The organism is Streptomyces sp. NPDC048192 (assembly GCF_043202415.1).
In the GTDB taxonomy this organism is placed as follows: Bacteria; Actinomycetota; Actinomycetes; order Streptomycetales; family Streptomycetaceae; genus Streptomyces.
In genome coordinates this window covers 146,315-158,935 of the sequence record NZ_JBIDAL010000007.1, presented here as the reverse complement: position 1 = coordinate 158,935, position 12,621 = coordinate 146,315, and the positions used below count along the sequence as shown (strand labels likewise).

The window sequence follows — 12,621 nt, the reverse complement described above, 5'->3', positions numbered from 1 at the left end:
GCACCTCTTGCGGAGTGTCTTACCGAGTGGTGACGCACCGGCCGTGCCGCCCGCCACCGGTGCCGGCCGCCTCTAGCGTGGCCGTATGCGTGTACTGGTCACCGGCGGTGCCGGGTTCATCGGGTCCCATGTCGTCGAGGCGCTGCGGGCGAGCGGGCACGAGCCGCTCGTGTACGACGTCCGCGACGATCCCGGAGCGGACGTGCGCGACCCGGCGGCCGTCGCCCGCGCGCTGGCCGGTGCGGACGCCGTCTGCCACCAGGCGGCGATGGTCGGCCTCGGCGACGGCGTCGCCGACGCGGCGGAGTACGTCTCGCGCAACGATCTCGGCACGGCCGTGCTGGTCGCGGCCATGGCCCGGGCGGGGGTGCGGCGGCTGGTGCTCGCGGGCTCGATGGTGGTGTACGGGGAGGGACGGTACGCGTGCCCGCGGCACGGGGTCGTACGGCCGGGCCCGCGGGCCGTGGCCGATCTGGACGCGGGCCGGTTCGAGCCCTCCTGCCCGCGCTGCGGGGCGGAGTTGAGCCCCGGCCTGGTCGGCGAGGACGCCGCGCCCGATCCCCGCAACGTGTACGCCGCGACCAAACTGGCCCAGGAGCACCTGGCCGCCGCCTGGGCCCGCAGCACCGGCGGTTCGGCCGTGTCGTTGCGCTACCACAACGTGTACGGGCCCCGGATGCCCCGGGACACCCCGTACGCGGGTGTCGCGTCGTTCTTCCGCTCGGCGCTCGCCCGCGGCGAGGCCCCGCGGGTCTTCGAGGACGGCCGGCAGCGGCGGGACTTCGTGCACGTCCGGGACGTGGCCGCGGCGAACGTGGCGGCCCTGGAGGCGGAGCCCGCACCGGGCGTGCTGACGGCGTACAACACCGGCAGCGGCGAGCCGCGGACCGTCGGCGAGCTGGCGCGGGCACTGGCCGGTGCGTGCGGGGGTCCGGAGCCCGTGGTCACCGGGGAGTACCGGCTGGGGGACGTACGGCACATCACCGCCGACTCCTCGCGGCTGCGGGCCGACCTGGGCTGGAAGCCGCAGGTCGGGTTCGCCGAAGGCATGCGGGAGTTCGCCGGGGCCGTACCTCGTGATGAGTGACCGCGCGGGCGCCGCCGTCTTGGGCCGCTGCGAACGGGTACGGCGCCCGGGGCTCAGGGCGCCGGCGCCGGTACCGGCAGTGTCACCTCGAAGCGGCACCCGCCGGGGATGTTCCGCACGCTGGCCCGGCCCTGGTGGGCCTCCACGATGCCCCGCACGATGGCCAGGCCGAGGCCCGCGCCCGCCGGCGGGGTCCGGGCGTCGGTGCCGCGCCAGCCGGTGTCGAAGACGCGCGGCAGGTCCTCCTCGGGGATGCCGCCGCAGCCGTCGGTGACGGACAGGACCACTCCGTCGGCGGTGCGCTCGGCGGCCACCGCGACCGTGCCGTCGGCGGGAGTCCGGCGGATCGCGTTGACCAGGAGGTTGCCGAGCACCCGGGTCATCTCCTTGCCGTCCACCTCCACCGGCACGGGTTCCACGCGGTCGCCCACGAGACGTACGCCGTGTTCCCGGGCGAGCGGGTCGGCGCCCGCGAGTGCGTCGCCGACCAGGTCGTACAGGGAGATCCGGGAGGGGCTGAGCGGGAGGGTGCCCGCGTGGATGCGGGACAGTTCGAAGAGGTCGCCGACCATGTCGTTGAGCCGTTCGACCTCGGTGCGGATCTGCTTGAAGTAGCGGTCCGGGTCGGCGGCCACGCCGTCCTCGAGCGCCTCCGACATGGCGCGCAGTCCGGCCAGCGGGGTGCGCAGGTCGTGCGAGATCCAGGCGACCAGTTCGCGGCGGGACTTCTCCAGCGCGCGCTCCCGCTCCCGGGATTCGGCGAGCCGCGCGCTGGTGGCGGCCAGCTCGCGGCTGAGCGCGTCCAGTTCGGCGGTGGCCGGCCCGTGCGGGGCGGCAAAGGCGCCGGCGTCGCCGAACGAGCGGGCCGCGTCGGCCAGTTCACGGCTGCGGGCGGCCACCCAGCGGCCCAGGAGCAGCGCGGTGACCAGCGAGACCACGGCTGCCATGGCGACGACCGTGGTGACCACGCTCAGGTCGTGCGAGGACAGGAACATGGCCCAGGCGACGGCGAGCGTGCCCGCGAGCATCGCGACGACGCCGACCGACGCGACCACGGCCATGGAGGCGGTGAGCGAACGGCGCCGGAGCAGCCGCAGCAGCCCCGCTCCGGCGGCACCCGCGGCCGCGGCGCCGGCGAACGCGTACAGGGCGATGAGAAGAGTGGCCCGCATGCTCAGCCCACCGCCTCGCCGGCACCGAAACCGCGCTGGGGGCCGGCTTCGGCGCCGGGCTGGGAGCGGGACGCGGTGCCGTTTCCGAAGGCGGGCACGGAGTGGGCCTCGGGGCTGGATTCCGTGCCGGTCTCGAAGGCGGGCACGGAGTGGGACGGCAACCCGGTTTCCATGCCGGGCCGGGATCCGGACCCCGAGGCGGTTTCGAAGCCGGACGGGGAGCCGGGATCGGTGCCGGTTCTCGAGCCGGGCTCGGAACCCGATTCGGCGCCGGTCCCCAAGCCCCGCTCGGCACCGGTACCGGAGCTGGATCGAGAACCGGGCTCGGAGTTCTGCTCGGAACCAGTCCCCAAGCCCCGCTCGGCCCCAGTCCTCAAGCCCCCCTCGGCGCCGGTGTCGGCGCTCGTGTCGGCCGTCGGTTCGAAGCGGTAGCCCACGCCCCAGACCGTCCGGATCAGCCGGGGGCGGGCCGGGTCGTCCTCGATCTTGCCGCGCAGCCGCCGGACATGGACGGTGACGGTCGACAGGTCGCCGAAGTCCCAGCCCCACACCTCGCGCATCAGGTCCTCGCGGCTGCAGGCGCGGCCCGGGTGCCGCAGGAAGAACGCGAGGAGGTCGAACTCCCGCAGTGTGAGGGCGAGTTCACGGCCGTTCTTGGTGGCCCGGCGGGCATCGGGGTCGACGCGGAGCCCGGCCGCGGCCAGCCGGTGCCCGGTGGCGGCGGGGCGGCTGCGGCGCAGCACGGACTCCACGCGCAGGACGAGTTCGCGGGGGCTGAAGGGTTTGGTGACGTAGTCGTCGGCGCCCACCTCCAGGCCGAGGATGCGGTCGTCCTCGTCGCCGCGGGCGGTGAGCATGATGACCGGCACGGGCCCGCCGTCCCGCAGCCGCCGGCACACCTCCAGTCCGTCCATGCCGGGCAGCATCAGGTCGAGCACCACCAGGTCGGGCCGGTGCTCGGCGGCGCGGACGAGGGCGGTCGGGCCGTCGTCGGCGCGGTCGACCACATAGCCGGCGCGGTGCAGGTATCCGGTGACGATCTCGGCGACGGTCGGATCGTCGTCCACGACCAGGATCCGGGCCGTCGCGCCGGCGGCGTCGGTCCCTCGGGGCTCGTACGGCGAGTGCATGCCTCCAGCCTCGCACCGCGTGCCCGCCGCCGCGGGGCCGCGGGCCGGGCGTCCGCGTTTCGTAAGGACCATGAGTCCGATTCGCCCGATCCACGTTCGTAGGGTGAAACCGTGACGACCACTTCTGCGGACGTCGACGTGGTGCTGCCCTGCCTGGACGAAGCCGGTGCCCTGCCCTGGGTGCTCGGCCGGATCCCGGCCGGCTGGCGCGCCCTCGTCGTCGACAACGGTTCCACCGACGGCTCCCCCGGCATCGCCCGCGCACTCGGCGCGACGGTGGTGCACGAACCGCGCCGCGGCTTCGGCGCCGCCTGCCACGCCGGACTGACCGCGGCCACGGCCGACATCGTGTGTTTCTGCGACTGCGACGCCTCCCTCGACCCCGCGCAGCTCGTGCCCTTCGTACGGGAGATCCGGGACGGCGCGGCCGACCTGGTCCTCGGCCGGCGCCGTCCCGAGGGCCGCGGCGCCTGGCCCGTGCACGCCCGCGCCGGCAACCTGGCGCTGGCCCGGATGCTGCGCCGCCGTACCGGTCTGCGCCTGCACGACCTCGGTCCCCTGCGGGCCGCCCGCCGCGAGCCGCTGCTCGCGCTCGGCCTCACCGACCGGCGCAGCGGTTATCCGCTGCAGATGGTCGTCCGCGCGGCCGACGCGGGCTGGCGCGTCACCGAGCGCGACGTGCCCTACCGGCCGCGCACCGGCGCCTCCAAGGTCACGGGCACCTGGCGGGGCACCTGGCAGGCCGTGCGGGACATGAGCCGCGTGCTGGCGGAGACCCCGGCCGGCGGGGAGCTCGTACGGTGACCACGCTGCTCGTCATCGCCAAGGAGCCGGTGCCGGGCCGGGTGAAGACCCGGCTCACCCCGCCGTTCACGCCGCGGCAGGCGGCACGGCTCGCCGAGGCGGCGCTCGTGGACACCCTGCACGCGGTGGCCGCGGCACCCGCGACCCGGCGTGTCCTCGTCCTCGACGGCACGCCGGGCCCCTGGCTGCCGCCCGGCTTCGAGCTGCTGCCGCAGTGCGCGGGGGGACTCGACGAGCGGCTGGCGGACGCCTTCGCGCACTGTGCCGGGCCGGCGCTGCTCATCGGCATGGACACCCCGCAGGTGACGCCCGAGCTGCTCGCCGTCGACTTCGCGGGCTGTGACGCGTACGTCGGTCCGGCCGAGGACGGCGGCTTCTGGGCGCTGGGCCTGGCCCGGCCCGACCCCGCGCTGCTGCGGGGCGTGCCCATGTCGACGCCGGTGACCGGGGCGGTGCAGCGGGAACGGCTGCTCGCGGCCGGGCTGCGGGTGCGGGAGCTGCCGCGGCTGCGGGACGTCGACACCGCCGACGACGCCCGGGCCGTCGCCGCGCTGGCCCCGTACGGCCGGTTCGCGGCACAGCTCGACCGCTGCGCGCCGGCCGGTCCGCGATGACGGGCGGCTCCGTCGCCTGGGCGGCCGCCGATCCGTACTCCGCCGCGCTGCGCAGCGGCCGCGGCCCGCTGTTCCTGCGCCGCACCGACGGCTGGCTGCTGCCGCTGGAGGTGGAGCGCTGGTGCGCCCGCGCGGACGCCGTGGACCGGGCGGTGCTGGACCGCTGCGAGGGCGCCGTCCTGGACGTCGGCTGCGGTCCGGGCCGGCTGGTGGCGGAGCTCGCCGCCCGGGGCCGTACCGTGCTCGGCATCGACGTCAGCGAGGCCGCCGTCGACCACACCGTCCGGCTCGGCGGACAGGCGCTGCGGCGCTCGGTGTTCGAGCCGCTGCCCGGCGAGGGCCGCTGGGACACCGTGCTGCTGATGGACGGCAACATCGGCATCGGCGGGGAGCCGGCCGCCCTGCTCGAGCGGGTGGCCGCGCTGCTGCGCCCCGGCGGACTGCTGATCGCCGAGACGGTGCCGGGGCACGTCGACGAGCGCGCCCGGGTCGAGGTGGTCGACACGGTCGGCGGCGCCGGTACCGCCGGCGCCCCGTTCCCGTGGGCGCGCCTGGGCACCCCGGCCCTGCTGCGGTACGCGCGCGGGGCCGGGTGGCGTCCGGCCGCTCAGTGGTCCGCGGGCGCCCGGTGCTTCGCCGCCCTGCGCACCCGCAGCACGCGCAGCACCAGCAGCAGCGCCGAGCCGCCGAAGAGCACGGCGGTGATCAGCAGCCAGCGGGTCAGGAAGCCGTCCGGGGAGAGTCCGGTCGCCGACCGGTAGCGCCGGGCCGTCATCCCGCTGATCAGCGGGAACCAGACGAGCAGCAGCAGTCCGGACAGCAGCGCGGGGACGCGCACGTACGGCGTCCGGCCGCGCCGTCCGGCCGCCCCGAGACCGCGGACGACGGCCCGGTCGGCCACCGTGTACAGCGGCAGCAGCACGAGGTCGTGCAGCAGGGCGGCGCCCACGATCCACAGCGCCACCCCGAACCAGTCGCCGGCGAACAGCCGGATCCCGGCGTAGGCGGCGAGCGCGAAGGAGCAGGCGAGCAGCACCAGTTGGAGGGGACTGCCCAGGCTCGGGCGTCGCGGCATCACAGGTCTCCGAAGGTCAGTCGGGCCACCCATTTGGTGTTCATCACCCCGGGCGCCGCGGGGACGATGATCCGTGCCGGGTGGCCGTGGTCGGGGGAGAGTTCCTCGCCGTTGACGAAGAGCGCGAGCAGGGAGCGTCCGTCGGCCACCTGGTTGGCGCGCAGGGCCGCACGGCGGAAGGCGCCGTGCCGTTGCAGGGACTCCACGAGGACGTCCGGCGGATCGCCGTCGTAGCCGACGAGCGCCGCGAGGTCTCGCAGCCGTACTCCGCGCCACCACTGGTCGGCGGTGGACCAGCCCTCCACGCAGGCGATGGGCAACGAGGAGCTGTGCTGCGGCAGTTCGAGCAGCTGGGCGCGGCTGAGCCGGACGGTTCCGGTGCGGCCGGTGACGACGAGCCGCCAGGCGTCCTCGTGCCTGTCGGCCGCCGTGATGCCGGCGTAGGCGGCGGTCTTGTTGATCTGGAAGCCGTTCGGGCCGCCGCCGGGGTCGGCCGTGCCGTGGGGCGCGAGCAGGGCCGTACGGCGGAAGGGGCCGCCGAGGCTCTGCCCGACCGTGGTCAGGAACAGCAGCAGAGAACCGCCGCCGACCAGGCCCAGCGCACCTCGGCGGGAGGTGGTGGGCGCGTCGGGGCGCGGGGCGACCAGGTCGCCGGCCTCCGGCCGCCGTCTGCCGCGTACGGTGCGCACCGCGGCCGGCGTCTTGAGGGCCGCGTGGGCCAGGAACGCGGCGAAGAACACCCAGGCGCCGTAGAAGTGCAGCGGGTAGAACGAGCCGGGGAAGACGTAGTCCAGCTGGACGTTGAGGACGCCCGTGGTGAACTCGAACAGCCCTCCCCCGACCAGCAGCACCAGGGAGAGCCGTTCCAGGGCGTGGGCGAGGGAGCGGGCCGGCGGCAGGGTGAACAGCCTCGGCACCACCGACCACAGCTTGGCCAGCAGGACGGGGACCAGGGTGATGCCGAGCGTCACGTGGACGCCCTGGGTGAGCCGGTACAGCCACACCGGGCCGGTGGGCCAGGCGAAGAGGTAGAAGCCCAGGAGGCCCTTGTCCGGTGTCTGGTCGTTCACCCGCGCCAGGCCGGGGTTGTAGGCGGCGTACGACACCAGGCCGGTCACGAACAGGACGGTGATGCCGGCGAGCAGCACGAGGCCGAGCACCGAGGTGAACCAGGGGCCGCGCAGCGGGCTGCGCCAGAAACCTGGGGAAGTGGGAAGCCGGGGGTGATCGCGCATGTCCCGACCGTAGGCCGCGACACCCCCGGGAAAGGGCCTGCGACCGGTGACGAAACGCTGACGTCCGGCCCGCGCGGCGGCCGTGTGCCGCTCCCCCGGCCTAGCGTGCCCGTGTGACCCGATCTCTCCGCCGTGACCTGTACGCCGCGTGCGCCGCCGCCCTCCTCGTGACGGCGGCGGTCGTCGTCGGCCGGCACATCCAGGACACCCGCCGCACCCTGTTCGTGCACTGGCCGCCGCTGTTCGCCGACTGGGAACCGCATCTCGGGCCCGGCACACCGGCGGCGCTTGCGGTGGCGGCGGCCGTCGTGGCGTACGGCCCCGCCGTGGCGGCCCGGCTGCCCTGGCGTGCGCTGCTCGCGGCGGCCTGGGCGAGTGCCCTGGCCTGGATCGTGTCCCTCGCCCTGGTCGACGGCTGGCGCCGGGGCATCGCGGGCCGGCTGACCACCCGCAACGAATACCTGAGGGTGATCGGCCGCTTCCACGACATCCCGGCGGCGCTGCGGGACTTCACGCACCACATCGTCAGCGGGACACCCGACCCGTGGCCCGCCCACATCGCCGGCCATCCGCCGGCGGCGACGCTCACCTTCGTGCTGCTGGACCGGATCGGGCTGCGCGGCGGCGGCTGGGCCGGGATGTGGTGCATCACCGTCGGCGCGACCGGGTGCGTGGCCGTGCTGGTCGCGCTGCGCGCGCTGGCCGGCGAGGCGCTCGCGCGGCGTGCCGCGCCGTTCCTGGTGCTCGCCCCGGCCGCGGTGTGGCAGGGCGTCTCCGCCGACGGCTACTTCGCGGCCGTCGCCGCCTGGTCCCTGGCGCTGCTCGCCCTGGCCCTGACCCGGCGGTCCCACGGGTGCGCGGCGGCCTCGGGGCTGCTCTTCGGCCTGACCTGCTACCTGTCCTACGGGCTCACGCTCTTCGCGCTGATCGGCGCGGCCGTCGTCGTCCTCGTCCGCGACGGACTGCGGCAGCGCCCCGCCCTCCTGCTGTCCCTGCCGGCCGGACTCGCCGTGTTCCCGCTGGTGTTCACGCTCGCCGGTTTCGACTGGTGGCACGCCTACCACCTCCTCGTCACGCGCTACTACCAGGGCGTCGGGGGCACCCGCCCGTACGGCTACTGGGTCTGGGCCAACCTCGCCTGCACCGCCGTGATCACCGGCCCGGCGACGGCGGCGGGCCTGCGCCGGACGACCGCGGCCCTGCTTCCCGGATCCGGCGCCGGGCGCCTGCCGGAGACGCCCCTCGCCGTCCTCGTCACCGCGGCGCTGCTCGCGCTGCTGATCGCGGACCTGTCCGGCATGAGCAAGGCGGAGACGGAACGCATCTGGCTGCCCTTCGCCCTCTGGCTGCTCCCGGCCTGCGCCCTGCTCCCCCGCCCCCGCCCGTGGCTGGCCGCCCAGGCGGTCCTGGCGCTGCTCCTCAACCACCTGCTGCTGACCGGCTGGTGAGCCTTCCGGCCGCGCCCGGCCGCGGGAGTGACGCACCGTGACCGCCGGCCGGTCCGGGCGTTGCCCTGGACGTGGCACGCGGCCGGCGTGGCCGGGATCGCGTACTGGTGCGGGACACGCCGATGCCACTTCGCTGGACGGGGACGGCAGGAAGGACAGGGCATGGCTTTCGGCGGGATCGGCCGGCGCGGGTTTCTGGGGACGGCGGCGGGAGTGGTCACGGCGGTCTCCGCGGGGGCGGCGGCAGCGGCGCCCGTGAGGGGGCCGGGCGGCGGCGCACGGTTCGTCACGTACACGCGGATCACCGGGGGTTCGGTGACCGGCAGCCGGGCCGGCGGCGATCTGATCGCCGAGGTCCAGGGGGTGCTGTGGCGGGTGCCGCGGGGCGGCGGAGCGGCGGTGCAGGTGACGGGCTGGGAGCTGGAGGCCACCCGCCCCGCGCTGTCGCCCGACGGCAGGACGCTGGCCGTGGTCGGGTATCGCGGGGGCGGCTTCCATCTGTGGGCGCTGCGGCCGGACGGCGGCGGACTGCGGCGGTTGACGGACGGGCCCTGGGACGACCGCGGGGTGGCCTGGTCGCCGGACGGCACACGGCTGGCCTTCTCCTCCGAACGCGGCGGCGACGCCACGACCGGTTCCTCGTACGGGCTGTGGGTGCTGGACCTGTCCGACGGCCGGCTGCGGCGGCTCACCGGCGGCGACTTCGAGGACTTCGACCCGGCCTGGTCGGCGGACGGGCGCTCACTGGTGTGCGTGCGCGCCGCGCACACGCCGGGCGGCGGCAACGACGGGGGGCGGTCGCTGGTCCGGGTGCCGGTCTCGGGCGGCCCGGCCGAGGTGCTGCGCACGGTGGCCGAGGGCCGGCTGCTGTGCCCGTCCGTGTCGCCCTCGGGCCGCATCGCCCATCTGCAGCTGACCGGCGCGGGCAGTCCGGCGCTGCCGGCCGACGCGGCCTGGCTGATGGTCGACGGTCAGGCCGTATCGAAGGACGAGGACCTGGCGGCCGCCCCGCCCTGCTGGCTGGGCGAGGACGAGCTGCTGTACGTCGGTGACGGCCGGATCCGCGTCCGCTCCCTCGCCGGCGCCTCGGCGCGGGAGGTGCCCTTCACCGCCCGGATGCCGGTGCCCGCTCCGTCCCGGCGACGGCGCCGGGCGCCGCTCGCGCCCGAGTCGGCGTTCCCGGTGCGCGGTCTGCACCGGCCGGCCCTGTCCCCGGACGGGCGCAGCGTGGCCTTCGTGGCGCTGAACGCGCTGTGGCTGATGCCCGTCGGCGGCACCCCGCGCATGCTGCTGCGGGCCGCCGGCGTCCACCTGGTCCAGATGCCGGCGTGGGCGCCGGACGGGCGCAGCGTGCTGTACTGCACCGACCGGGACGGGCTGGTGGCCGTGCGCCGTCACCACCTGCACAGCGGTGCCGACGAGCCGTTGACCGGGGGCGGCCGGCTGTATCCCGCGCTGTCACCGGACGGCACCCGGCTGGCCTGCCAGGACGTGTCCGGGAACCTGCTGGTGCGCACCCTGGCCACGGGCGCCGAGGAGGTGCTGGCCCGGCCGCTGGCCACCGACGGGCCGCCCGGCGCGCCCACCTGGTCGCCCGACGGACGGTACCTGGCGTTCTGCGACCGCAACCGGCTCAACCGGCGTTTCCGCGAGGGATACAACCTCATCCGCGTCATCGACACGCGCACCGGCGGCGAGCGCCGCCACCTGCCCGCCGAGCACCAGTCGCTGTCCGACCGGGTCGCCTCCGGGCCGGTGTGGTCGCCGGACGGGCGCTGGATGGCGCTGGTGGCCGAGTCCGCCCTGTGGCTGCTGCCGGTGACGGCCGACGGCACCCCGGCCGGTGCCGCCCGCCGGCTCACCGACGAGCCGGCCGACCACCCCAGCTGGTCGGCGGACTCCGGCGCCCTGCTCCACCTGTCCGCGGGCCGGCTGCGCCGGGTCTCCGTCGCCACGGCACGCGCCCGCACCCTCCCGGTGCGCCTGACCTCGCGGCGCGGCGCGACCGCCCCGGCGGAGCCGCTGCGGATCCACGCCGGGCAGCTGTGGGACGGCACCGGCGCACCGCCCCGGCACGACGTCGACATCCTCGTCAGCGGCACCCGCATCACCGCCGTGGAGCCGCACCGCGCACGGCGTCCCGGACACCGCACCCTCGACGCCTCCGGCCGCACCGTCGTCCCCGGTCTCGTCGACAGCCACACCCATCCGTACACGGCGACCTACGGCGCCCGGCAGAGCCTGACGACGCTCGCGTACGGCATCACGACCACCTTCTGCCTGGGCGGGCCGCTGTACGACGCGGTCCGGCTGCGGGAGGCGGCCGCGGCCGGTGCCCTGCTCGGCCCGCGGCAGCTCGCCTCCGCCGAACTGATCGACGGCGCGCGGACCGCGTACAGCATGGGCCGCGCCCACCGCACCCGGGACGGTGTCCGGCGCACGCTGCGGCGGGCCGCCGCCCTGGACGTCGACTTCGTGAAGACGTACGTGCGCGCCCCGGGCGACGTCATGGCCGAGGCGGCCGGGGCCGCCCACGCGCTGGGCGTGCCCAGCGGCAGCCATCTGTGTGCGCCGGGGCGGGCGGCGGGCCAGGACCTGACCACTCATCTGCAGGCCACGCAGCGCCTGGAGTACGGGCACGCCGTCACCCCGCTCGGCCGCGTCGGCCAGGACGTGGTGCGCCAGTACGCCGACGGCTCCTTCGCCCTGATCATCACGCCGTTCAGCGCGCAGATCCTGCTCGCCGCGGATCCCGGGCTGGCCGAGGATCCGCGGGTGACGCGCCTGATGCCGCCGTGGGACACGGCCGCCGTGCGCGAACGCGCCCGGACGGCGCCGACGCAGGCGCAGCGGCGGGCCCTGGCCACGGAGATGGCGGACTACCGGCGGCTGGCCGCGCACGGCGCCCGTATCGCGCTGGGCACCGACGCGCCCCTGGTCCCCGTCGGTCTCTCCCTGCACCTGTCCCTGCGCGCCCTGCACGCACACGGCTTCACGGCCGCCGAGGCCCTGCACACCGCGACGCTCGCGCCGGCCCGTCTCTTCGGTCTGGACGACGATCTCGGCACGGTCGAGGAGGGCAGGATCGCCGACCTCACGCTCGTCGACGGCGACCCGTTCTCCGACTTCGACACCCTGATCGACGTGCCGGTCGTCGTGCACGACGGAGTCCCGTACACCCAGGGCGAGTTGACGTCGGCCCACCGGTCCGCCGCCGTGCCCGAGCCGCCGCCGGGCATGTCCTGGCCGCAGGTGGCCGACCGGCTCCGGCGCGGCTCGTGCTGCCATCCCGGCGCGGACGGCTAGGGCGCCACCGGAAGCCGGTACACCGAGACGTGCGAGCGCGAGTCGGCGGTGAACTCGGCGCCGGACCAGTCGGCGTGCCGGGACTCCAGATCGAAACCGGCCAGCCGGGCCATGAGGTCGAGTTCGGACGGCCAGATGTAGCGGTGCGGGCTGCGGTACAGCCGGGCCTCCTGCGTTCCGCCGCCCCCGTCGAAGTGGAAGTGGTGCGACACCACACGCTGGTTGAGGATGTCGTAGGTGTCCAGCCCGATGTACCCGGGGTCGGTGCGCCACACGGTGGCCTCCTTGCCCGGGGGCAGCGTGCGCAGCTCGGGCACCCACAGCTCGATCACGAACCGGCCGCCCGGCGCGAGATGCCGGGCGGCGTTGCGGAAGCACTCGACCTGTTCGGCCTGGGTGAGCAGGTTGGAGATCGTGTTGTAGACGAGGTAGACGAGGCTGTACGTCCCCGGGGCGCGTGTCGTCGCCATGTCGCCCAGGACGACGGGGATCGCGGCTTCGTCGGCCTTGGTCCGCAGTTGCTCGATCATCGGCCCGGACAGCTCGATGCCGGTGACGGGAACGCCCCGTTCGGCGAGCGGGACCGCGACCCGGCCGGTCCCGATCGCGAACTCCAGGGCCGCTCCGCCCTCCGCCAGCTCGGCGAGGCGGGTCACCGTGGGCGTCAGCACCTCGGGCGCGAACATGCCGGTGCCGGGCGTGTCGTACCGCTGGGCCGCGGCGGTGTCCCAGATGTTCTCCTGCTCCATT

At 75.7% G+C, this 12,621-nt stretch carries 9 protein-coding genes and 1 pseudogene; 6 read left to right on the top strand and 4 right to left on the bottom strand.

Going from position 1 to position 12,621, the window contains the following annotated elements:
- Positions 1–85: 85 nt before the first annotated feature.
- The gene (locus tag ACGFZN_RS16485; protein WP_393859149.1) at positions 86–1,087 is read left to right on the top strand and encodes an NAD-dependent epimerase/dehydratase family protein; all 1,002 of its coding nucleotides are present in this window, start codon (positions 86–88) and stop codon (positions 1,085–1,087) included.
- Between the two features lie 53 nt (positions 1,088–1,140).
- Here the strand turns inward: ACGFZN_RS16485 and ACGFZN_RS16480 are convergent, their stop codons facing one another.
- Together ACGFZN_RS16480 and ACGFZN_RS16475 are read right to left on the bottom strand one after the other, a co-directional pair.
- Positions 1,141–2,259 carry a sensor histidine kinase gene (locus tag ACGFZN_RS16480; RefSeq protein WP_393859148.1) on the bottom strand — a complete coding sequence of 373 codons (1,119 nt, stop codon included), beginning with the start codon at positions 2,257–2,259 and terminating at the stop codon, positions 1,141–1,143.
- Positions 2,260–2,657: 398 nt separating this feature from the next.
- Positions 2,658–3,389 (bottom strand): annotated as a pseudogene (locus tag ACGFZN_RS16475) (response regulator transcription factor); the annotation flags it as partial.
- Positions 3,390–3,500: 111 nt separating this feature from the next.
- Here ACGFZN_RS16475 and ACGFZN_RS16470 point away from each other — a divergent pair.
- From ACGFZN_RS16470 to ACGFZN_RS16460, 3 genes are read left to right on the top strand one after another with little or no spacing between them, the layout of a single operon-like run.
- Complete coding sequence (locus ACGFZN_RS16470) at positions 3,501–4,193, top strand: glycosyltransferase family 2 protein (RefSeq protein ID WP_393859147.1); 693 nt, start codon at positions 3,501–3,503, stop codon at positions 4,191–4,193.
- Positions 4,190–4,807, top strand: coding sequence for a DUF2064 domain-containing protein (locus ACGFZN_RS16465; RefSeq protein ID WP_393859146.1), 618 nt, complete (start codon positions 4,190–4,192; stop codon positions 4,805–4,807). The genes ACGFZN_RS16470 and ACGFZN_RS16465 overlap by 4 nt, the downstream gene beginning before the upstream one ends.
- Positions 4,804–5,568 (top strand): class I SAM-dependent methyltransferase, encoded by a 765-nt coding sequence (locus ACGFZN_RS16460; RefSeq protein ID WP_393859145.1) that lies wholly within the window; start codon positions 4,804–4,806, stop codon positions 5,566–5,568. Before ACGFZN_RS16465 ends, ACGFZN_RS16460 begins: the two co-directional genes overlap by 4 nt.
- A 313-nt stretch (positions 5,569–5,881) precedes the next feature.
- Here the strand turns inward: ACGFZN_RS16460 and ACGFZN_RS16455 are convergent, their stop codons facing one another.
- Positions 5,882–7,117 carry a molybdopterin-dependent oxidoreductase gene (locus ACGFZN_RS16455; RefSeq protein WP_393859144.1) on the bottom strand — a complete coding sequence of 412 codons (1,236 nt, stop codon included), beginning with the start codon at positions 7,115–7,117 and terminating at the stop codon, positions 5,882–5,884.
- 113 nt (positions 7,118–7,230) lie between these two features.
- Between ACGFZN_RS16455 and ACGFZN_RS16450 the strand changes: the two genes are divergently transcribed.
- Together ACGFZN_RS16450 and ACGFZN_RS16445 are read left to right on the top strand one after the other, a co-directional pair.
- The gene (locus ACGFZN_RS16450; protein ID WP_393859143.1) at positions 7,231–8,565 is read left to right on the top strand and encodes a hypothetical protein; all 1,335 of its coding nucleotides are present in this window, start codon (positions 7,231–7,233) and stop codon (positions 8,563–8,565) included.
- A 162-nt stretch (positions 8,566–8,727) separates the two neighbouring features.
- Positions 8,728–11,871 (top strand): amidohydrolase family protein, encoded by a 3,144-nt coding sequence (locus tag ACGFZN_RS16445; protein WP_393859142.1) that lies wholly within the window; start codon positions 8,728–8,730, stop codon positions 11,869–11,871.
- Here the strand turns inward: ACGFZN_RS16445 and ACGFZN_RS16440 are convergent.
- Positions 11,868–12,620: a class I SAM-dependent methyltransferase gene (locus ACGFZN_RS16440; protein WP_393859141.1), complete on the bottom strand. Its 753-nt coding sequence runs from the start codon at positions 12,618–12,620 to the stop codon at positions 11,868–11,870. The genes ACGFZN_RS16445 and ACGFZN_RS16440 overlap by 4 nt on opposite strands.
- Position 12,621: the final 1 nt, after the last annotated feature.